Genomic DNA, 20,922 nt, shown 5'->3' with positions numbered 1-20,922 from the left:
GATCGATACATCGCGCCCTGAACAGATCGCGCATGACGCGCCGGAGCCAATGGACGTGCCGGCCGTCACGCCCGCTCTGTCGGTCGCAGGCATCAGCCATTGTTATGGTCGTCGGCAAGCGCTGTCGGATGTCTCCTTCAATGTCGCGCCGGCAAGTTTCACGGCGCTGCTTGGTCTGAATGGCGCGGGCAAGAGCACGCTGATTGCATTGATTACCCGGCTGTTCGGCATTCAGGCTGGACGGATCAGCGTCTTCGGCCACGACATCAGCGACAGGCCGGGTGACGCGTTGCAGTTGCTGGGTGTCGTATTTCAGCCGCGTACGCTCGATCTCGATCTCTCCGTGATGCAGAACCTGCTCTATCATGCCGCGCTGCAGGGCATTGCACGACGCGAGGCCCGCCTGCGCGGCGAAGAGGTGATCGCGCGCATCGGCCTTGCCGATCGCGTCAACAGCCGCGTGCGCGATCTGTCCGGCGGACAGATGCGACGCCTCGAAATCGCCCGCGCATTGCTGCACCGGCCGCGGCTGCTGTTGCTGGATGAAGCCACCGTTGGTCTCGACGTGCAGGCGCGTGCCGATATTCTTGCGCATGTCCGGACGCTGGTCGCGGAACAAGGCATCGGCGTGCTGTGGGCAACACATCTGTTTGACGAGATCACCGCCGGTGACGATCTCGTCGTGCTGCATGGAGGCCATGTGCTCGCACGCGGTTCGGTGACGCAGATCCTCAGCGAAACGGGCGCTTCGAATTTAGACATGGCTTTCCGGAGCATCACCGAGGCAGCCGACCGGGGCGGGAGGTCATCGTGAGTACGACATTTCTCACGGATGAGCGTCGCAAGCTGGGCTTTGGCAACTATGTCACCTGCCTCAACGGCATCCTGTGGCGGGAGGCGCTGCGCTTCCTGCATCAGCGCGAACGTTTCGTCTCCGCGCTGGTGCGTCCGCTGGTCTGGCTGTTTATTTTCGCCGCCGGCTTTCGGCAGGTGCTGGGTATCTCGATCATCCCGCCTTACGAGACCTATATTCTCTATGAGGTCTATATCGCGCCTGGTCTGATCGCGATGATCCAGCTGTTCAATGGCATGCAGTCATCGCTGTCGATGGTCTATGACCGCGAGATGGGGAATATGCGCACGCTTCTGGTCAGCCCGCTGCCGCGCTGGTTTCTGCTGGTGTGCAAACTGCTGGCTGGGACGGTCGTCTCCCTGCTGCAGGTCTATGCATTTCTCCTGATCGCGTGGTTCTGGGACATCGCTCCGCCGCTCATCGGCTATCTCACGGTTCTGCCGGCACTGATCCTGTCCGGATTGATGCTGGGATCGCTGGGCATGCTGATCTCGTCGCGCATCAAGCAACTGGAGAATTTTGCGGGGGTCATGAACTTCGTGATCTTCCCGATGTTCTTTGCGTCGTCCGCGCTCTATCCTTTGTGGCGCGTGCAGGAGGGCAGCCCGATGCTCTATTATCTCTGCCTGTTTAATCCCTTCACCCATGCGGTCGAACTGATCCGCTTCGCGCTCTATGACAAGGTCAACTGGGTTTCCCTTGCCGTTGTCGCGGGCTGCACCGCCGTCTTCATGATCGGTGCAATCATTGCTTACGATCCCGGCCGCGGCTTTGCCCGCCGGGCACCAGCCGGGGGCGAGACATGAACGGACGGATCGGCGTCGTCACAGCACTGCTGTTGATCTGGTCGGGCGCGGCGCAGGCCGCCGATCCGCGCTATCCCGACTGGCCGTGCGTTCAGGCCAAGGTGCCGGAAATCTCGCTGGCTGCCGTCTGGGCCGGGCCGCCGATCGACGATGTGGCCAGCGCCTGGAAGGACGACGCGCAGGTCAGCGCGCTTGTCGAACGTCTGGCGACACGGCGTGTGCCCCTCGAGGAAGCGCAGAAGGCGGTTACCGACTTTCTCACGCAATCGCCGGACAAGACCAGGGCAGGAAAACTGATTTTCGCCGGGCTGTTCGACAGTCTGAATGCGCAGCGGGCGACGGTGCTGGCGGGTCTCGAACGCGTCACGCGTAAACAGCGCGAAGCGGCCGATCGCGTCCGCGCCGACACGGTCACGCTGCAGACCCTGCAGAACGCGTCGCCGCCCGATCAGGCGAAGATCGATGAACTCAACAACAAGCTGCTATGGGAAGCCCGCATCTTCGACGACCGCCGCCGCGTCGTCACTTTCGTCTGCGAGGTGCCGACGCTGATCGACCAGCGGCTGTTCGCGCTCAGCCGCACCATCCAGCAGGAGATGGAATAATATCGCGAGCCAGGGCGGGTACCTATAAACCCGGCGGCGTCATGTGACTGGTGACTACGTCCGCTTTGCTCTCATAGCGACCAAGTTCGTGCGGCAGCGTAGTATGTCGCGATGGGCCAACATCGGACATTGCTGTTCATCATAGTTATTGAACTTGTATCCACCTCAACGTTTCCTGCACAACCTGCTCGCCGAATGGTCCCGCAAACTCATGAGCAACGCTTTCCTTCAGTGACTCATGCAAAGCGAAGCCATGGTCCAACCTCGGAAGCAGCTGCCAGGTTCCCTTGCCCGGGTGACGGGCGTTTACGATGGCGGCAATATATTCGTGGTCCAGCGGAAGTGTCCGGATGTCAAATTCCCCGATCAGAGCGAGCACAGGAATATCCAGCGACGCCCAGACTCGCGCGACATTTTGGTCGTTTAGCTCGCGAAAGTGTTGCAACGACCTCAGATCAAGGAGGTGTTCTTCATCCCGGGGAAACAGCCTCTTCGCGATAGCCGTGAGCTCGGGATGCCTGGCGGTAGCCTCGCGCACGGAACTCTTTTCCACCAGAAGGTAGTGGAGAAGCTGGGCGATCAGGCGTTGCCCGTCCTCGAGGTCCGCCAGGTCGGGTTGCGATCTGAGTCGCCGATTGCGTCGCCAATTTTCGACGAAGTACTCCGCGTAAGGTCGGACCACTGTGCCATACACCACGATGCCCTTGACCGGCTCCGCCGCCGCTACCAGCGGGGCGACCCAACCGCCAGCGCTATGTCCAAAAAGAAAGACATTCTCGCTATCCACGAAACCGTAAGCCTTGAGTTTTCGCAATGCGCTCGTGAAGAGAGAGACTTCGTCGCGAAAACCAACGTCGCGACACGGCGTGCCGGTGCTGTCGCCGACTCCACTCTTTTCGCTCCGCATGACAACAAAACCCGCTCGGGTCAGCTGGTAAATGAGTTCGCGGGTGAGATTTGGTTCAGGCAGCGGCCAATCGACCGAAGAGCAGTCAAACCCTTGCAGAAACAGGATTGCTGGCAGCTTGCGCGTATTGCCGTTTGGTATTGTCACAAGGCTTCGCAATGTGGCGCCGGGCGCGTCAACGGCGTCGTAGAGGACTTGAATGTCTCCTGGCTGCTCCCGAGGCCAATCACCCAGGGTCACCTCGATATCGATCTCCTTCTGACCTCGCTGCACGCGGCAGATGAGGCGATCCCCGGATTTGAAGGATCTCATTCCGGCCAGGAACGCGGCAACAGACTCGACGGGGGAGCCGTTGAGAGCAAGCAGAGTGTCCCCAACCGTTAGTTCGGATCGCGCGGCAGAGCTGCCGGGAGCAATCTTGGCGATCCGGACGTGGTTTCCCGGCGCAGGTTCGGCGGTCACTCCGAGAAACGGGCGTCGAGGCAAGAAGTCCGAAGAGAGCGACGCCTTCGCGGCGGCTGCCGAGGGGGAACACAGAGAAAGAACGACGAAAAAGCAGCCCGCTATAATCGCAGAGACAATGATCAGCCCTCGGCGGCCCATGGCGCTTCCTCCAAAAGATTTCTCTCTGGCAGTGCTGGTGGACACTATGCCCGTGAGGATGGATTGAAACCTCGGGCGCAGCAAGTCCTTGACTATCCTCATGTCCGCTTTGGGACATGTTCGACGGTTTCAGTGGAGATTGTCGGCTGGCTGATATCCGCTTCTACCCCGTAAGCCAATGATCTAGCCTTCGTTCAACTCGCTTCAATCAGGTTACGGCTACGACTTAATGAGGCCACGCTCTAGTTCGCCGGCGGCCGCGGTTCAGGCTGCGCATCCACCAGCGGCAGATCCTCCCACTCCCAGCCATCGGTGCCTTCCGAATACCAGATGACATTACTGTAGCCATAGGACAGCGCGCGCTTCGCTGCATTCCAGGACATCCAGCAATTGGCCTGACAGTAGATCACCAGAAGCGCGGCACGGTTGCCGGCCGATGCGCGCGCGAGGCCGTCCTGCAGATAGGTCTCGGTTTCGGCGGCAAGCCTGCCATAGCCCGTGTCGGGCAGCCACAGGCTGCCCGGAATGTTGCGCCGGGGCTTGTCGCGCCAGACTGTCTCCGGTGGCAAATTGGCCGGCTTCGGCGGACGCGGCATGACATCTATGAAAGCGCCGCGCTTGTCGCGCCAGATTGCCTCGGCCTCTTTTGTTGCAATGACCTGCGCGCCTTTCAGCGTTGCCGGCACCGGCGCGCGATAATTGTCGGTGCGATAGTCATCGGGCTCGGGCACGGCGTCCTGGGCCCGGGCCGATGTGACCATCACCAGTGCCATCGCGAGAAGGATGGCGTAACGCATGGTCATGGCGATTTCGCCGCTGCCTCCGGCCCGATCGGACGATTGTTCTCATCGAGAAGGGGAACACCGAAATCGAGCAGGACCTTGTTGATGGCCGGCTGGTTTTCCTGAATCAGCCGGTTGAGCTGCCGCTTCCAGTTCTGATCCGCGGAGCGCACGCCCATGCCGATGCGATAGACGAGGCGCGGCCCGGTGGTTTCCTTGACCAGCGGCGTGACATGAAGCGGAGGATTGGCGTTCTTGGCATAGAAGCCCGCCATCGGCCCCCACAGGATCGCAGCGTCGATATCGCCAGATGTGAGGTCCTTGATCATGGCCTGTGCCGATGAGTCGACGCGGGTATCGATCACCAGCGGATAGGGCTTCGCATTCACCATCAGGCCGTTGACCGCCATATTGGTGGCCGGCGGCGTCCCCGCCACGATGCCGATATGCTTGCTCTTCAACCTCGCGTCATCCAGCGTCGTAACGTCATCGAGACCGGCGCCGGTCTTCGACACCAGCGCATAGGCTGTCCGGTAATAGGGATTGGTCCCCTGGACGAGGTCGTCGCCCTGCGGGAAGCCCATGATGACATCGCAACGATGCGCGCCGAGAGTCATGCGAACGAAACCCGTCGCCTGCGGGAAATAGACGTAATCGAGCTTCTTGTGCAGTTTGTCCGCGAACAGCTCGGCGAGCTTGTTCTCCAGACCCTCGCCCTTCTCATTCGAGAACGGCATGTTACGCGGATCGGCGCAAACACGCAGCAGCTGCGGATCGACCAGTTCGATCGAAAGATCGTCGGTCGCAGCAGTCTGGGCAAATGCGCTGCATGTGCCCTCGAGCAACAGCGCACTCGCAAAGAGCGACGCCAGCAGCGCGCGATATGTTCCGGATCGTTCCGTTCTGTAGTGCATGCGCGACCTGCCGTTCACATTTGATGGGCGAGACGACAAAAAACTAGGCCTCCCGGTTTAAGCGTGCAAGATGCAAAGGGGCGCTTCCGATGTTGCGCCGCACTTTGCGGGTGATTGCAGGGGCGCTGCTTTCCCCGGGGCGACATGGAGATGCAAATGACATCTCGCTTTGCGATACATGCAGCGCTCATCATGCTGGCACTGCTCGCATCTGCTCACGCGCAACAGCAGACTTTGGCGATCAGCGAAATCGCACCAGGCGTCTTCATGCATCAGGGACGCATTGCCTTGATGTCGTCGGACAATGATGGCGCCATCGCCAATATCGGTGTCGTGATCGGGGATCGGGCGGTCGCCGTGATCGACACCGGCGGCAGCGTGCGGGAAGGGCGGCAATTGCTGGCCGCCATTCGGGCACATACGGACAAGCCCATCCGTTATGTGATCAACACCCATGGCCATCCCGACCATGTGTTCGGCAATGCCGCCTTTGTGGCCGAGGGAACCGAATTCATCGGTCACGCCAGGCTGCCGCAGGCACTGGCGACGCGCGGGCAGTATTATCTCGACGCATTCAGGCGCAGCATGGGCGACGCGCTGATCGATGAGGTCCGTATCGTACCGCCAACCCGGCTCGTCGATGGAGAGCTCATCCTCGACCTCGGCGGGCGCACACTTGTCGTGAAAGCCTGGCCTACCGCCCATAGCGATAGCGATGTCACGGTCTTCGATACGGCGACGAAGACATTGTTTGCTGGAGATCTGGTCTTTCTCCGCCATATTCCCGTGCTCGACGGCAGTATTCAGGCTTGGCTCAAGCTGCTGGACGATCTCGCGGTGCTGCCGGCCGAGCGAGTCGTTCCCGGCCATGGTCCGGTGAGCGATTGGCCGCAGGCCCTCGCTGGCGAACGCCGGTATCTCGAAACACTGGCGTCCGGTATCCGCAAGGATGTCGTCGACGGCAAACCGATCGCGGTCGCCACGCAACATGCGGCAGAAACCGAACGCGGCAAATGGGAGCTTTTTGACGACTATAACGCCCGCAACGCAACTGCAGCATACTCACAATTTGAATGGGAATGACGGCCGGTTGGGGTAGTATCAGACACGTCGCTTCTTCCCTTGCGAGGCCGTACCATGCCGGAATTTGCAATCCGCAGCGTCTGTGCCGCCATCCTGCTGAGCGCCGTGCTCAGTCCGCATTCCGTTTTCGCGGCCGCTCCGGAACCTTACGATCCATGGCCGGGACTGGTGCAGGATATTTTCGACAGTCGGCCGATGGACGACGGCAGCAACCTGATTGCTCTCGAGATGCCGACGCGCGCAGAGGATGCGGCCATCGTGCCGGTGACGTTGCGCCTCAAGCCGGCGTCGGACGCAAGTTCGCGGGTGGTGACGATTACGCTGGTAATCGACCAGAACCCGGCGCCCATGGCCGCGAAGTTCAAGCTCGGGACCGACGCAAATGTCTCGGAGATTTCAACGCGTGTCCGGATCAACAATTACACCAACGTCCATGCAGTGGCTGAGACCAGTGATGGCAAGCTCCATATGGTGCAAACCTATGTGAAGGCGTCCGGTGGCTGCTCTGCGCCAGCGGCGAAGAATGCCGAAGAGGCGAAAAACCGGTTGGGCCAGATGCGCTACAGGGAGTTTGCCGGATCGCAAAACGAGGAAAAAAGCGGTACGCGCGAGGCCCAGGTCATGATCGGCCACCCCAATAATTCCGGCCTGCAGATGGATCAGGTCACGCAACTCTATATTCCGGCCCTCTATGTCGACCGGCTCCAGCTATGGCAGGACGACAGCCCGGTCCTGTCGGTGGAGGGCGGCATCTCGATCTCGGAAGACCCGAATATTCGATTCACTTATGTCTCGAATGGCGCAAAGACGTTCCGCGCCGAGGCCAAGGACACCGATGGCCATCAATTCAGGCATGAGTGGAAGGTCAATGGCTCCGGCATGTAACGCGGAGCGTCATGCAGACGATAGCCGCTAGAAGCAGCGCACCTCAGCCTCGGCCTGGGCGCGCCTGACGTCATTGATGGCGCTGGTGGCCTGCTCCGAGGTTCGGAACTGGGCGCTCAGATTGCCGCGCACCTGCGACATGCTCAGCGCCGTTTCCGCCGTGATATAGCGGGTATAGGGCACCAGCGACGCCACGACATCGATCGAGCACGAACATTGCTCGATCGATTGCCGGGTCTCGCCATTCGCCTTCATGCAGCCGAAGACATATTCGGCGCGCGCGGAGGTCGGATAGTCATTGATCTCCGCTGCCCTTGCTGACCCTGACAAGACGGCGATGATTGCAAATGGGGCGAGATATCTTGTCATTCGATCGGGTCCCACGAGAGTCTCGCAAAGCTGGCGAAGACGACCGGCAAACTATACTAGTAAAACGAACCGGCTCAACAAGCCGAACAGACAGGGAGGGGACATGTCACGCACGTCTATATCGACGGGTGTCATACTGTTGCTCATCGCAAGCCATGCTCACGCCCAAGGCAAAGCCGGGAAGGGCATCCGGCTCTGGAACCTGACGACATCGACCATTACCGGGTTCCAGCTCTCCCCGGCCGGAAAGCAGCAATGGAGCGCCAATCTGACGCTGGCGGACAAGGACAAGGAAGTCGATCACGACGAGCGGCTGCGCATCACGGGGATAGAGCCCGGCACTTACGACGCCAAGGTCAGCTATGCCGAGGCGCGCCAGTGCATGGTCAGGAATATCGAGATCAAGGCTGACGCCGTATTCTCGATTGCGGACAAGGACCTGCAGGACTGCAACAAATAGGCTTGGTCGCTTTGGCTAGCCGGCCTTTGTTCCCTGCGCCGCGTCAGCCTTGTCATGGCCATGGGGATATTCGCAGCGCCACTTCACCGCGGTCCATTTCGGATGTTCGCCGATCCACTGGGCGATGTATGGGGGCGCTGCCATGGCGCATTGATGCAGCGAGAAGTCCGCCGTGAACGACAGGTTTCGTTCTTCGCAGGTGTTCGGTGACATGACTGCGCAGACTGTCAGGACCAGATTGATCATATTCATGTCGGACATCCCTGATCGTTCACCGGACGATAACATCTCAGCTACGCGCCCGTCAGCGCGAAGTTTCGGCTAGCATTTTTCTTCATTGGAGCATGATCTCTCGACAAACGAACTCGTTTGTCGGCGAAAACCGGCATCCACTTTTCGGGATCATGCTCTAAAAATTGACCCCGTACACCAGACGGGCCTGGTGACGTTCAAAGTTGACCAGATCCAGCGTCGATCCTGGCACTTCCGAGCGGCCCCATAATTGCGTGCTCCAGCTCGCCGTCAGCCGCGATCGGTCCGAAAGCTGGAAATAGGCGGTTGGCCCGACGAACAGCGCCTGACCGGCCAGTTCGCCAAGGCCGATCCCTTCATAGCGGCGCATATAGCGCGCCTCGCCTCCGAGAAGGATGCCGGGGCGCAATTGCATCATGACGCCGAGCGCTGCTCCGATGCTCGCCTCGCGTTCCTGCGTTCCGGTATCGACATAGCGCGTCCATTCCGGCTGATAGATCAGATTGATCGCTGCAATAGCATCGGGGAAGATTTCGCGATCGAAGGCCAGCGTCAGCCCTGTGCCGTAGCTCCTGACCCGCGCTGCGCTCGTTTCGTCGATCCCATTGAACTGCGCATCGATCGCGAGCGTCATGCCGACGGGGGCGGTCTCGCGATCGAGAAACCTGTAGCGAAAGTCCACCGATGCGCCCTGCCAGCCGAGCGCGCGCTGATCGGCAAAGCCGGGGACACCAGCGATCCGATGGGCCGAGAAACTGCTTCCGATCTCGATGCGGATGTCCCTGGCGGGAACGAATTCCAGTTCAAATTCCTGCTCGCCCGCGCGATAGCGACCGCCGGATTTCCCGAACCGCCCGGTCGTCTCGCTCTGGAATTCACGCTCGCCTACCCGGCCGATGTCGCTGCCGATCATGAAACCGAAAATATGCTCGGTATCGATGTCGCCTGCCTGTGCGCGCGGCACGGCCAGCATGCTGAGTGCAAGAGCCGCCGCGTAGACTATCCTGACGCCGCGCTGCACCTGCATCCAGTCCTGTCATCGAAGAGAGACGTATATATAGAGATAACGCACGGTGCGAGGCTAGTCGAAATTGGCCCAGCCGCGAAGACGTCCTGCGATTGACTTGAACATCGGATCAGGATCGGTTGCTATACCCCACGCGGCGCGCCGTTCGTGCCAATAGTCAGGGAAGGATACGTCTATGGCGAGACTCCTGGTCCTCTACAAAACACCGAAGAAGCCCGCAGCCTTCGACAAATACTATCAATCCGTACATATCCCGCTGGCGAAGAAGATTCCGGGGCTGAAGCACTATGGTGTCAGCACAGGGACCGTCTCAACACCAACAGGAGGCAGTGACATTCATCTGGTCGCCGCGCTGGATTTCGAAACGGTTGCGGCACTCAAGCTTGGTCTTGCCTCGCCGGAAGGGCAGGCCGCAGCGGGCGATCTCGCGAATTTTGCAGATGGTGGCGCAGATCTCCTGATCTTCGACACGAAGGACGCCTGACCGCGGCGCCTGACTGCCACAACGCGCGTTCAGCGGCCTCTGCCCGGCTCACAAACCGTAGTCTGTGAGCCGGGAGAGATCGATCAAGACGATCAATCTGTCACTTACGGGCCGCGCAGGCGTACATGTTGATTTCCATGCCGACCTGCACTTCCACGATCTTCGGAGTTTTCCAACTCATCCTGGTCTCCTCAGAGTTTGCGCGATGATTGCGCCGCCAGACGATAAGCAGTGAGGCGACGTCTTTCAACTTAACTCCTCAGGTTGCGGCGCGAAATGTGAGCGGCAACCGAAGTGCGACTACACTTCCTCGGTGAGGGCCGGCCGCTGATGGCCGTGATGCGCTCTGTGAATCGCGGACGGAGCCACGCCAAAATATTTCCGGAACACGCGACTGAAGTGCGAGGAACTCGAGAAGCCCCAGGAAAACGCGACGTCCGTGATCGTCTTTCCGTTCTGCGCTTCCAGTTCCTGTCGGCAATTCTGCAGCCGCGCCTGCCAGATATAATCGCTGACAGTTATTCCGCGGTCGCTGAATAGCATATGCAGATAACGTTTGGTGCAATGCAACGCAGCCGAAATCTGATCGATGCTGAGCTCGGGGTCGCGCAAATGTTCCCGAATGAAACCCTGCGCGCGCACATACATGGCTTCCGGCCCGACGCGATCGAGCGTCATGTCGACTTCGCGCAGCGGCAACAGCAGCAAATCAATCAGTGAATCCGCGACACCGATGGCACTGTTGGGCGATAGCCTGCTCGCTTCGTGGAAGGCGGCCTGGACAAAATCATGCGCGATGCGCCCGGTGCCGGCGCGGGCCGACAGCTTGCAGGCGGCCAGATTTCCCGCGCCGAGGCCGCGCTCATGCAGCAACTCCTTGGGCACGATGACGACGTCATGGCGTGTAAAGGCCGGGCTGACGATGGTATGCGGGCACGACACGTCATAGACGAGGCAATCGCCGGGCCCGATATCGATCCGCCGGCTGTCCTGTTCAAAATGCGAGACGCCATAAGTTTGAAACACAATCTTCACATATGGATGATCGCTTTGCCGAATTCGCGGGGCAGCGTGGCCGATTCGATGCTGACTCGCCTCGATGTGGCACAGTTTCAGCCGCGAAACCGATGTGCAATTGATCAGCCCATCAAATGTGGATGCTTCCAGCGGATCAATATCAAATCGCCCGCACAGATCGGTCAGGGCATCTGACCAGACCTGGATCTGCCTTGTCGGCGTCAATCCGGATGTGCTGAGAGAACTAAGCGTATCGGACATGAACAATTCACCGATCAAAGACCATCACGTAACAATAGGTCGCGCGACGGAACTATACTTACAGAACGAAGCACATATCGAACGAAACGCCTAAGGAATAACGTGCGTCACAATATGTAAAGGCACAGCCCGCAGCTCGTGAATCGTAGTCAGAGTAACTCACTTCTCCTTGTCGATCCTCTGACTCGATACCAGCCCCGTCAAGTGAAACATCACCTTTTAGCTCGCAGTGCGGCGATCTGTGTGCAGTGCGAAAAGGCGCTGGCTTTCCAGATACCGCTCAGCTTTCTCGTCCCAGAACGAGAAAATTATCTTGCACAGGTTCTCTGTCGAGCAAGCCTGTTTCGCTCTTGGGCAAGTATGTGTCAGCGGATCTTGCTACTTACAGACACCAAAATGAAGCTGGGCCGCTCGACGAGACCCGGCATTATGTCTGGGAGGACATCACGATGCGAAAGGTGTTGCTTGCGACCTGTCTTGGCACAATGGCGGCATCTGCCGCGAGCGTTGCCATCGCCAATGATGAACTGACAAAGATGGCGCAGAACCCGAAAGACTGGGTGATGCCAGCGGGCGACTACGCCAATACGCGCTATTCGAAGCTGAACCAGATCAATGCCGGCAATGTCGGAAAAATGCAGGTGGCTTGGACTTTCTCCACCGGTGTTCTGCGCGGCCACGAAGGCGGTCCGCTGATCATCGGCAACATGATGTATGTGCATACGCCGTTCCCGAACAAGGTCTATGCAATGGACCTGTCACAGGACAACAAGATCGTCTGGAAGTATGAACCGAAGCAGGATCCGAACGTCATTCCGGTGATGTGCTGCGACACCGTCAATCGCGGCGTTGCCTATGCGGACGGCAAAATCTTCCTGCATCAGGCCGACACCACGCTGGTCGCGCTCGATGCCAAGACCGGCAAGGAAATCTGGACGGTGAAGAACGGCGACGCCACCAAGGGCGCTACCGGCACGTCAGCTCCTCTCGTCGTCAAGGACAAGGTTCTGATCGGCATTTCCGGCGGCGAATTCGGCGTTCAGTGCCACATGACCGCCTATGACCTGAAGACGGGCAAGCTGGCATGGCGCGCCTATTCGGAAGGCCCGGACGATCAGATCATGGTCGACCCCGAGAAGACCATGGCGCTAGGCAAGCCGGTCGGCAAGGATTCCAGCATCAAGACCTGGCAAGGCGACCAATGGAAGATCGGTGGCGGCTGCACCTGGGGCTGGACCTCCTACGATCCTGAATTGAATCTCGTTTATTACGGCTCGGGCAATCCTTCGACCTGGAATCCGAAGCAGCGGCCAGGCGACAACAAGTGGTCGATGACCATCTTCGCGCGCGATGCCGACACGGGCATGGCCAAGTGGGTCTACCAGATGACGCCGCATGACGAGTGGGACTATGACGGCGTCAACGAAATGATCCTCAGCGATCAGCAGGTCAACGGCCAGAACCGCAAACTTCTGACGCATTTTGATCGCAACGGCCTCGCTTACACCATGGATCGCGTCAGCGGCGAATTGCTGGTGGCAGAGAAATACGATCCGAAGGTGAACTGGACGACCGGTGTCGACATGAACAAGTCGTCGCCGACCTATGGTCGCCCGAAAGTGGTCGATCAGTACTCCACCGAGAAGCAGGGCGAAGACGTCAACACCAAGGGCGTCTGTCCGGCGGCACTCGGTACGAAGGACCAGCAGCCGGCGGCATATTCGCCGGATACCCAGCTGTTCTATGTGCCGACCAACCATGTCTGCATGGACTATGAGCCGTTCAAGGTGAACTACACTGCCGGTCAGCCTTATGTGGGCGCAACGCTGTCGATGTACCCACCTCCGGGCGAAACCCATATGGGCAACTTCATTGCCTGGGACAACAAGACCGGCAAGATCGTCTGGTCGAACAAGGAGCAGTTCTCGGTCTGGTCAGGCGCTCTCGCCACTGCCGGCGGCGTCGTGTTCTACGGGACGCTGGAAGGCTATCTGAAGGCGGTCGATGCCAAGACGGGTAAGGAACTCTACAAGTTCAAGACTCCGTCCGGCATCATCGGCAACGTCACCACCTACGAAAATAATGGCCGGCAGTATATCGCTGTCCTGTCAGGCGTCGGCGGCTGGGCCGGCATCGGTCTCGCAGCGGGTCTGACGGATCCGACTGCCGGTCTCGGTGCCGTCGGTGGCTACGCGGCCCTGACCAACTATACCGCACTCGGCGGCGCGCTGACGGTCTTTGCACTCCCACAGTGAACTGACGCATCAGTCACCGGCGCATGGCTTCGTTCATGCGCCGGTCTTTTCTGAAATCGCATGTCGAGGACAAGCTCTTGCGTCACATCTGGTCTGTTATTGCCGCGATTGTTGTCGTGGCCTCTGGGAATACGAGCTTCGCCGAGAATGCCGGCGATCCGAAAGCCGTTAAATCCGAAGACGGCAAGTATCTGGACAAGGAGGGCAATCCGACCTTCAACGTTTCCGCCGATGGCACCATCGACTGGTACACATATTCCGGTTACCGGCGCTATCACTCGGAATGCCACGTTTGTCATGGCCCCGATGGGATGGGATCGACCTACGCACCGGCACTGAAGGACTCGCTGAAAACGATGAGCTATGGCGACTTCCTCGGCGTTGTCGCCAGCGGCCGCAAGAATGTCAGCACCTCGCAGGAAAGCGTCATGCCGGCCTTTGGCGATAACACCAATGTCGCCTGCTACATGGATGATCTCTACGTCTATCTGCGTGCGCGCGCCAATGATGCAGTCGGCCGCGTCCGTCCGGGCAAGCGCGAGGAAAAGCCCGCAGCCTATACCGAAGCCGAGAGCGCCTGCATGGGCAAACCGAACTGATGCGGATCACGAGCGAGCCGCTGACCTGCAATCCCGAATGACGCTGGCTCGGACGGCACAGGACTGGATGACGCAAGATCAAATGACCGAGGGAGTTGAGAATGAAGACCCGCGCCGCAGTCGCCTTCGAAGCAAAGAAGCCGCTTGAAATCGTCGAAGTCGATCTCGAAGGGCCGAAGGCTGGCGAAGTCCTGGTCGAGATCAAGGCGACCGGCATTTGCCACACCGATGCCTATACGCTCGATGGTTTCGACAGCGAAGGCATCTTTCCGTCCATCCTTGGCCATGAGGGCGCAGGTATCGTGCGTGAGGTCGGTCCCGGCGTCACTTCGGTCAAGCCCGGCGACCACGTCATTCCGCTCTACACGCCGGAATGCCGGCAATGCAAAAGCTGCCTGAGCCAGAAGACCAATCTCTGCACGGCGATTCGCGCCACCCAGGGCAAGGGCGTGATGCCCGATGGCACGTCGCGCTTCAGCTATAAGGGCAAGCCGATCTACCACTATATGGGCTGCTCGACCTTTTCGAACTTCACAGTGCTGCCGGAGATCGCGGTGGCGAAGATCCGCGACGACGCGCCGTTCGACAAGAGCTGCTATATCGGCTGCGGTGTCACCACCGGCGTCGGTGCGGTGGTCAATACGGCGAAGGTCACGCCGGGCTCCAATGTCGTCGTGTTCGGCCTCGGTGGCATCGGCCTCAACGTCATTCAGGGCGCACGGATGGTCGGAGCCGACAGGATCGTCGGCGTCGACATCAATGACGACAAGGAAGAATGGGGCCGCCGCTTCGGCATGACCCATTTCGTCAATCCGAAGAAGGTCGATGGCGACATTGTTCAGCATCTCGTGGGGCTGACCGATGGCGGCGCCGATTACACCTTCGACTGCACCGGCAACACCACGGTCATGCGACAGGCGCTCGAAGCCTGCCATCGCGGCTGGGGCGTTTCCGTTGTCATTGGCGTCGCGGAGTCCGGGAAAGAGATCGCGACCCGGCCATTTCAGCTTGTCACAGGTCGCGTCTGGAAGGGCACGGCCTTTGGCGGCGCGCGCGGTCGTACCGACGTGCCCAAGATCGTCGACTGGTACATGAACGGAAAGATCGAGATCGATCCGATGATCACGCATGTGCTCAAGCTGGACGAGATCAACAAGGGATTCGATCTGATGCACGAAGGAAAATCGATCCGATCGGTGGTCGTGTTCTGAATGCAGGCCGCAACACCAGAGTGCCAATACAATTATGCTTCACACAAGTGACGCATCATAGCAGGAGGATAGACTGATGACTGTTCATATCCACCCGTCCGTCGACGGCGGCGTCAAACAAGGTTCCGGTCATTTTGCCGGCGGAACGCTCGTCTGCAAATGCAGCGACAAGCCGGTCAAGGTCGCCGTCAAAGGCGACGTCGCTCATAATCACGCCTGCGGCTGCACCAAGTGCTGGAAGCCAGATGGGGCAACCTTTGCCGTGATCGCAGTGGTCCCGCGCGAAAATGTCACCGTGCTGCAGAACGGCGACAAGCTGCGCATCGTCGATCAGGCCGCAACCATCCAGCGCCATGCCTGCACCGGATGCGGGACCCACATGTTTGGCCGTATCGAGAACAAGGGACATGCGTTTTACGGCCTCGACTTTATTCATCCCGAATTGTTCGAGGAATCCGGCTCGGCCGCACCGGGCTTCGCCGCCTTCGTCTCGTCGGTGATTGAATCCGGCGTGAAGCCGAGCGATATGGCCGGAATACGGGCGCGCCTCAAGGAACTCGGGCTCGAGCCCTATGATTGCCTTTCGCCCGCGCTGATGGATGTCCTCGCCAATCACGTGGCTACGGCCAAAGCGGCCTGAGTCAACGCAAGCACATAAGCATCCGCCGGTGGGGACTTGTCGCCACCGGCGTTGCTATCGGGAGATTTGCTCCTGCAAGGAGCTTCGATTTAGCGGTTCACCCGAACAATCGCATTCGGCCTCGCTCCGATCGGTCCGCTGCGTATCGCCACAACAGCATTGACCGCGCGAAGATAGCCCACAGCACTCGTTATGCCCTTCGCTTTCGTGGGGGCATAGCGGGCGGACATCCGTCCGGTCTGAATATCACGTCCAAGCCCGGCTCACGCCTGAACGAAAGTCAGCAGTCGTTGTCGGCGGTCTTGCCCGGTGCAGTCGTTGCTCCCCCGGCCTGCTGCGCCGCAGTGGGCTGTCCCTGCATCTGCTTCTGAGCATCTTCGGACGACGCTGGCGTATTGCCGGCCTGCTGGTTCATGGCGCTTGTCGGTGGGTGCTGGCCAGTGTTGGAACTTGCGCTGCCGACCGTAGTGCCGGTGTTTCCCGGCGTCGGGCCGGAGCCCGCGTCCCGCATTTCTGCCGATTTTCCGGTGGTGCATGGCCCCGCATACGCCGCGCCGCTAAGCCCCAGCGCGATGGCGCACGCGAGAATCAGTTGAGCCGTCTTCATCTGCCTCTCCTTGGGTAACGCAAGCAAGCTACGCATCTGCGTGCATGCGGTGCTGCCAATAAAATCACCGGGAGACGCTTAGGTTCCGAGCGACGGCGGTAAAGCAGCTCCTCCACGTATTTTACGACGTGATCCCTGTCCGTAGATGCTCACCTCCTTTTCAGAGGAACGCTTTCAACAATCGCAGGTTTCCCCGTTCGTCATGAGGAGAGGCCGATGTCCGAATATTCAGAAGAGCAGATCCGGAAGTATGCCCATCAACTCTGGGGGAGGGAGGGTAAGCCCGAAGGCAAGGCTGAGGATTTCTGGCATCGGGCCAAGCGTGAATTGGAAAAACCGAATCCGGACGATCCGAAACCGATGCATGAGCAGGTGCAGGTAACGTGTCCAGCCGGCTGATCTGATGGCGCCAAAATGCAGTACCGGGCCGAGTATCACATTGATGCAGAGCCGGTGCAGCAGGGGCTACTTCGAGAACAGTCCGATGGGGTTGTTAGCGGCACCGCCCCGAGCTGTCTCAAGTGCATTGCTCAGCTCATGAAGCTCATAGGGTTTGCGCAGCAGCGAAAATTCCGAACCGGACTTCCGTGAGGCATCGCTATAGCCCGACGCGAGAACCACGGGGATGTGTGGGTGACTCTGTTTGAGCTGGCGAGCGAGGCCAAGACCATCCATTTTTCCCGGCATCACAATATCACTGAATACGATGTCGATGCCGTTGTGCTCCACCTCGCGCAAGGCGGAATCTGCGTCCGCGACCCACTTCACGCGGTATCCCAGCTCCTCCAGAAGGAGGGTGCTGGAGGTTGCAACATCGGGATTGTCTTCAACAAGAAGGACAGTGCCGGCGCCTTCGGCCAGGACCTCTGCTTCATGCACCCCAGCATGGCCTTCGCCGCGCGGAAGGCGAATGACGATTTCGGTGCCGGCGCCGAGGCGGCTCTTGATCGCGACATTGCCGCCGGCCTGATTGGCAAAGCCATGAACTTGCGAGAGCCCCAATCCCGTTCCCTTGCCGACAGGTTTTGTCGTGAAGAACGGGTCAAATACCCGCGCAATGACATCGTCGGGAATACCAGTGCCGGTATCGATCACCTTGATGTTCACATATTCGCCTCTGTCATCTCCGTCAGCGACACAGAAGTTCTCGGCCGCGATCGTCAAGGTGCCGCCGTCGGGCATGGCATCACGCGCGTTTATACCGAGATTGATGAGTGCGGTCTCAAGTTCGGTTTGATCCGCAAACACCGGCCAGAGGCCGGCGGGAACAGAGATTTCGAGCTGTATCGATCTCCCCAGAACGGTTGTCAAAACCTCGCTTACAGCGCGCACTGTCTCTTCAACGTCAAGCAATACCGGATCGACCTGTTGGCGACGCGCAAATGTCAGCAGCTGGCGCGTAAGTGCTGCGCCGCGACGAACGCTCGCCTCGATCGCTTCTGCTGCCTGGACCACGCGAGGATTGATGGCGTGGCGCTTGATGAGCCGGGTGTTGCCGGTCACCGCCATAAGCAAGTTGTTAAAGTCATGGGCAACTCCGCCGGTCAGCTGTCCGAGCGCATCCATCTTCTGCGATTCCGCCAGTTGCTTTTGCATGCGTTCAAGCTGTTGCGCCGCCTGACGTCGTTCTGTGATGTCGCGCGTGATCTTGGCAAAGCCGATCAATTCGCCTGCGTCGTTGCGAACGGGATCAATGACCACGCTCGCCCAGAAAAACGTGCCATCCTTACGAACGCGTAAGCCCTCCTCCTCGTAACGGCCCTTCTCACGCGCAATCTCCAACGCACGCGCGGGCTTTCCCGCGTCACGGTCGCCGGGTGTGTAAAAGCGCGAAAAGTGCTGGCCGATAATTTCGTCGGGAAGATAGCCCTTGATCCGCTGGCCGCCCAGGTTCCAGCTGGTGACCCGTCCGTCCGGATCAAGCATGTACAGAGCGTAGTCTGTGACATTCTCCACCAGCAGCCGAAAGTGATTTTCGCTTTCGCTTAATGCGGAGCGTGCCTGCATCCGCTCAGTGATGTCGCGTGTGATTTTCGCGAAGCCGACAAGCACATCATTCTCATAGATGGCATCAATGACGACAGAAGCGAAAAATCGCGTGCCGTCTTTGCGCATCCGCCAACCTTCCGCTTCGAAACGCTTATTCCGACGCGCGGCCTCTAATGCGGCGGCAGGAAGCCCGGCCTCGCGGTCTTCCGGGGGATAGAAAATAGAAAAGTGCTGGCCTACGATTTCATCCGCGCCATATCCTTTGATCGTCTCGGCGCCCGCATTCCAGTTCGATACGATGCCGTTCAGGTCCAGCAGATAGATGGCGTAATCCGTTACGCCCTGTACGAGGAGCCGAAACGCACGCTCACTTTCGAAGAGGTTGCGCTCGGCGTTATTATTCTCGGTCATCAGTCACGTCCCTCGAAGCTCAATTAACGCGCGCCTGGGCTCTCGGATCAACCCTTACAAATGTCGCCGACGGATCGCTCCGCTCCGCGGCCAGGTCTTCATGATCTTCAGTAACGCCTAAACCGTCCACGCACTCGAATATTCGCAGGGGATTGCCCGCGAGGAGATGTTCGCATCCACGTCAGCGGTCCGAAGAAAAGGCAGCCCGGAGATCAAGCACACGGACGGCGGCTTTCATCTCCCGTGTGCCCGCCAGCGAAATGCCGTGAAGCCTGGCCATTCTGGCTACCGATGTGGTTCGGCGATTCAGGGCGGCGGCAGCCCGAACAATCGACGCGCCCTCAAGGGAGAGTTGTCTTAGCCGAGCAATGTCGTTCTCTGTCCAGCTTCGACTGGTGGAATGGGGCATGCACTTACCTTTCAGGAGGCCGTAGACGGCCCAAATGTGAAGGCTGGCGCGGACCTCGTTGTCGCTGGCTTGCTTGAGCAGCCGATCCCGCTCCACGCCGGCGGGCATTCGCGCCGCCCGGGCGCGTAGCCTGATCAACCAGGATCTGCCGGAGATTGCTGTCTCTGAAAAAGTGACGCGGTTTCATACACGCCTCTCTTCCATTGGAGGGCGGGAGCGCGAATGGCGTTCTCATCACCGATAAAAGCCACGAGCCACGCGGTGATGACAATCAATGATCTGGGTTCGCATTGGTTCCATCCGGGGGGCGCCGTGGCGAGGCGTCGTCAAAACCGTTCATGCTGAAAAGCAGATACCGGCGCGCGGGGTGTTTGGCGGACAATCTCCCGAAACGCGAATTTCTGTACAGTTCGATGCGGAAGAGCGGTGAACAGGTGAGCGAAAAGCGGTCGGCGTCAAATGACGTGGTGCGCGTCGTTCCAGTTGCGGGGGTCGTCGCGTTTTGCTGTCTCGACGTGGATATACGTGCAGATCCTGCACAGGTAGACTCTCACCTCGATCCCGTCGTCGTATTGGCAGGATCGATCCAGCGACATCTGGAAACGGCATCTCAGGCAATGGGTCTTGTCTGCCATCTGCGCTTACTGAAATACGGGTGGACGCTTTTCGACGAACGCCCTGACGGCTTCACGGTGCTCCTCGGTCTGCGTAGAGCGGACCATCCGCTCGGCCTCCTTGTCCAAAGATGCGGCGAAGCCGAGCTGTTGCACCTCGTCCAGGTTATCTTTCATGGCGCTGTAGGCTTCCACGGGTCCATTGGCCAATCTCAACGCGATCGTGAATGCCTCTTCGGCAAGCCTGTCGGCCGGTACGATCCGATTGAATAATCCTATAGCTTCGCAGCGTTGCGCATCGACTCTGTCGGACAACAACATCAGCTCTCTTGCGCGGGCGGCTCCCACGGTACGCGTGAGCAGCCAGGCGACGCCGTAGTCGCCGCTCAGTCCGATCCTGGCATAGGCCGTACTGACGAATGCCTGCTCCGCCGCGATACGGATATCGCAGGCCAATGCGAGCGAGAGGCCTGCGCCTGCAGCCGCACCGGGAAGGGCTGCGATTGTCGGCTTCCGCATCTCGAACAGCGCGCCGGTCAAAGTGCGCTGACGTTCGATCAGACGTGTGACCTTCTGGCCAAAGGTGAGTTCGCCTGCGCTGCTGCGATCGCCCATGCCTTTCACATCGCCGCCTGCGCAGAAGGCCTCGCCGGCGCCGGTGATCAGCACTGCACGTACGCCATTGTTGGTCGCGCAGGTTGCGATCATCCGGCGCAGCGCGGGCGTGAGTTTGTCCGACAGTGCATTGCGGGCCGCCGGGCGATTGAGCGTGATCACGGCGACCCGACGGTCGATATGACAAAGCAATTCGTCCGTTCCCGTCTCGACCGTCACCGGCGTCACAATCGTCATGAGGCGTCTCCCTGTCGTGCACTGTTT

The 20,922-nt window shown here is 59.5% G+C and carries 23 protein-coding genes; 12 read left to right on the top strand and 11 right to left on the bottom strand.

The annotated features are described in order from the left end of the window. The first annotated feature begins 49 nt into the window (after window positions 1-49). From AB8A27_RS20005 to AB8A27_RS19995, 3 genes are read left to right on the top strand one after another with little or no spacing between them, the layout of a single operon-like run. The gene (locus AB8A27_RS20005) at window positions 50-814 is read left to right on the top strand and encodes an ATP-binding cassette domain-containing protein (RefSeq protein ID WP_441244963.1); all 765 of its coding nucleotides are present in this window, start codon (window positions 50-52) and stop codon (window positions 812-814) included. After that, window positions 811-1,659, top strand: a complete 849-nt coding sequence (locus tag AB8A27_RS20000; protein WP_441243424.1) for an ABC transporter permease — start codon at window positions 811-813, stop codon at window positions 1,657-1,659. Before AB8A27_RS20005 ends, AB8A27_RS20000 begins: the two co-directional genes overlap by 4 nt. Then, entirely contained in the window at window positions 1,656-2,264 is a 609-nt protein-coding gene (locus tag AB8A27_RS19995; RefSeq protein ID WP_441243423.1) for a hypothetical protein, read from the top strand. Before AB8A27_RS20000 ends, AB8A27_RS19995 begins: the two co-directional genes overlap by 4 nt. A 145-nt stretch (window positions 2,265-2,409) precedes the next feature. Here AB8A27_RS19995 and AB8A27_RS19990 read toward each other — a convergent pair whose 3' ends face one another. From AB8A27_RS19990 to AB8A27_RS19980, 3 genes are all read right to left on the bottom strand, one after another. Continuing rightward, window positions 2,410-3,876 carry an alpha/beta fold hydrolase gene (locus tag AB8A27_RS19990; RefSeq protein ID WP_441243422.1) on the bottom strand — a complete coding sequence of 489 codons (1,467 nt, stop codon included), beginning with the start codon at window positions 3,874-3,876 and terminating at the stop codon, window positions 2,410-2,412. A gap of 140 nt (window positions 3,877-4,016) precedes the next feature. Then, window positions 4,017-4,547: a PQQ-dependent catabolism-associated CXXCW motif protein gene (locus tag AB8A27_RS19985; protein WP_441244962.1), complete on the bottom strand. Its 531-nt coding sequence runs from the start codon at window positions 4,545-4,547 to the stop codon at window positions 4,017-4,019. Between the two features lie 26 nt (window positions 4,548-4,573). After that, window positions 4,574-5,470 carry a substrate-binding domain-containing protein gene (locus AB8A27_RS19980; protein WP_441243421.1) on the bottom strand — a complete coding sequence of 299 codons (897 nt, stop codon included), beginning with the start codon at window positions 5,468-5,470 and terminating at the stop codon, window positions 4,574-4,576. Window positions 5,471-5,626: 156 nt separating this feature from the next. Between AB8A27_RS19980 and AB8A27_RS19975 the strand changes: the two genes are divergently transcribed. Both AB8A27_RS19975 and AB8A27_RS19970 read left to right on the top strand, forming a co-directional pair. Next, complete coding sequence (locus AB8A27_RS19975; protein ID WP_441243420.1) at window positions 5,627-6,553, top strand: quinoprotein relay system zinc metallohydrolase 2; 927 nt, start codon at window positions 5,627-5,629, stop codon at window positions 6,551-6,553. Window positions 6,554-6,607: 54 nt separating this feature from the next. Then, window positions 6,608-7,438 (top strand): quinoprotein dehydrogenase-associated SoxYZ-like carrier, encoded by an 831-nt coding sequence (locus tag AB8A27_RS19970; RefSeq protein WP_441243419.1) that lies wholly within the window; start codon window positions 6,608-6,610, stop codon window positions 7,436-7,438. Window positions 7,439-7,465: 27 nt separating this feature from the next. On the opposite strand, the gene AB8A27_RS19965 is transcribed toward AB8A27_RS19970, so the two are convergent. Beyond that, entirely contained in the window at window positions 7,466-7,807 is a 342-nt protein-coding gene (locus tag AB8A27_RS19965) for a hypothetical protein (protein ID WP_441243418.1), read from the bottom strand. 103 nt (window positions 7,808-7,910) lie between these two features. On the opposite strand from AB8A27_RS19965, the gene AB8A27_RS19960 reads away from it, so the two are divergent. Then, window positions 7,911-8,267 (top strand): hypothetical protein, encoded by a 357-nt coding sequence (locus AB8A27_RS19960; RefSeq protein ID WP_441243417.1) that lies wholly within the window; start codon window positions 7,911-7,913, stop codon window positions 8,265-8,267. A gap of 15 nt (window positions 8,268-8,282) precedes the next feature. Here AB8A27_RS19960 and AB8A27_RS19955 read toward each other — a convergent pair whose 3' ends face one another. Together AB8A27_RS19955 and AB8A27_RS19950 are read right to left on the bottom strand one after the other, a co-directional pair. Beyond that, entirely contained in the window at window positions 8,283-8,519 is a 237-nt protein-coding gene (locus AB8A27_RS19955; RefSeq protein WP_441243416.1) for a hypothetical protein, read from the bottom strand. Between the two features lie 157 nt (window positions 8,520-8,676). After that, the gene (locus tag AB8A27_RS19950; RefSeq protein WP_441243415.1) at window positions 8,677-9,546 is read right to left on the bottom strand and encodes a hypothetical protein; all 870 of its coding nucleotides are present in this window, start codon (window positions 9,544-9,546) and stop codon (window positions 8,677-8,679) included. A 175-nt stretch (window positions 9,547-9,721) separates the two neighbouring features. Here AB8A27_RS19950 and AB8A27_RS19945 point away from each other — a divergent pair, with 175 nt between their 5' ends. After that, a complete protein-coding gene (locus tag AB8A27_RS19945) occupies window positions 9,722-10,030 on the top strand; it encodes an EthD family reductase (RefSeq protein WP_092145495.1) in 309 nt (102 codons plus the stop codon). A gap of 100 nt (window positions 10,031-10,130) precedes the next feature. Here AB8A27_RS19945 and pqqA read toward each other — a convergent pair whose 3' ends face one another. Further along, entirely contained in the window at window positions 10,131-10,211 is an 81-nt protein-coding gene (gene pqqA, locus AB8A27_RS19940) for a pyrroloquinoline quinone precursor peptide PqqA (protein WP_081421972.1), read from the bottom strand. Between the two features lie 119 nt (window positions 10,212-10,330). Next, window positions 10,331-11,308 (bottom strand): helix-turn-helix domain-containing protein, encoded by a 978-nt coding sequence (locus AB8A27_RS19935; protein ID WP_441243414.1) that lies wholly within the window; start codon window positions 11,306-11,308, stop codon window positions 10,331-10,333. 449 nt (window positions 11,309-11,757) lie between these two features. On the opposite strand from AB8A27_RS19935, the gene xoxF5 reads away from it, so the two are divergent. The 4 genes from xoxF5 to gfa all read left to right on the top strand — a co-directional run bounded on the left by xoxF5 (window position 11,758) and on the right by gfa (window position 16,013). Continuing rightward, window positions 11,758-13,563: a lanthanide-dependent methanol dehydrogenase XoxF5 gene (gene xoxF5, locus AB8A27_RS19930; protein ID WP_441243413.1), complete on the top strand. Its 1,806-nt coding sequence runs from the start codon at window positions 11,758-11,760 to the stop codon at window positions 13,561-13,563. A gap of 107 nt (window positions 13,564-13,670) precedes the next feature. Continuing rightward, a complete protein-coding gene (locus tag AB8A27_RS19925) occupies window positions 13,671-14,162 on the top strand; it encodes a c-type cytochrome, methanol metabolism-related (protein WP_441244961.1) in 492 nt (163 codons plus the stop codon). A 101-nt stretch (window positions 14,163-14,263) separates the two neighbouring features. Continuing rightward, entirely contained in the window at window positions 14,264-15,373 is a 1,110-nt protein-coding gene (locus AB8A27_RS19920; protein ID WP_092145491.1) for an S-(hydroxymethyl)glutathione dehydrogenase/class III alcohol dehydrogenase, read from the top strand. A gap of 76 nt (window positions 15,374-15,449) precedes the next feature. Continuing rightward, window positions 15,450-16,013, top strand: coding sequence for an S-(hydroxymethyl)glutathione synthase (gene gfa / locus AB8A27_RS19915; RefSeq protein WP_441243412.1), 564 nt, complete (start codon window positions 15,450-15,452; stop codon window positions 16,011-16,013). A gap of 280 nt (window positions 16,014-16,293) precedes the next feature. Here gfa and AB8A27_RS19910 read toward each other — a convergent pair whose 3' ends face one another. Next, window positions 16,294-16,620 carry a hypothetical protein gene (locus AB8A27_RS19910; RefSeq protein WP_441243411.1) on the bottom strand — a complete coding sequence of 109 codons (327 nt, stop codon included), beginning with the start codon at window positions 16,618-16,620 and terminating at the stop codon, window positions 16,294-16,296. A gap of 216 nt (window positions 16,621-16,836) precedes the next feature. Here AB8A27_RS19910 and AB8A27_RS19905 point away from each other — a divergent pair, with 216 nt between their 5' ends. After that, window positions 16,837-17,019, top strand: a complete 183-nt coding sequence (locus AB8A27_RS19905; RefSeq protein ID WP_441243410.1) for a DUF2934 domain-containing protein — start codon at window positions 16,837-16,839, stop codon at window positions 17,017-17,019. A 66-nt stretch (window positions 17,020-17,085) separates the two neighbouring features. Here AB8A27_RS19905 and AB8A27_RS19900 read toward each other — a convergent pair whose 3' ends face one another. Together AB8A27_RS19900 and AB8A27_RS19895 are read right to left on the bottom strand one after the other, a co-directional pair. Continuing rightward, on the bottom strand, window positions 17,086-19,020 hold the full coding sequence (locus AB8A27_RS19900) for a PAS domain S-box protein (RefSeq protein ID WP_441243409.1): 1,935 nt from the start codon (window positions 19,018-19,020) through the stop codon (window positions 17,086-17,088). Between the two features lie 1,050 nt (window positions 19,021-20,070). Beyond that, window positions 20,071-20,889, bottom strand: coding sequence for an enoyl-CoA hydratase-related protein (locus AB8A27_RS19895; protein WP_441244960.1), 819 nt, complete (start codon window positions 20,887-20,889; stop codon window positions 20,071-20,073). Between the last annotated feature and the right edge of the window lie 33 nt (window positions 20,890-20,922).

The sequence above is a fragment of the Tardiphaga sp. 768_D3_N2_1 genome (assembly GCF_052076105.1).
Lineage (GTDB): Bacteria > Pseudomonadota > Alphaproteobacteria > Rhizobiales > Xanthobacteraceae > Tardiphaga.
Note: the sequence above shows the minus strand (reverse complement) of the source record. Positions and strands in the feature narration are given on the sequence as shown.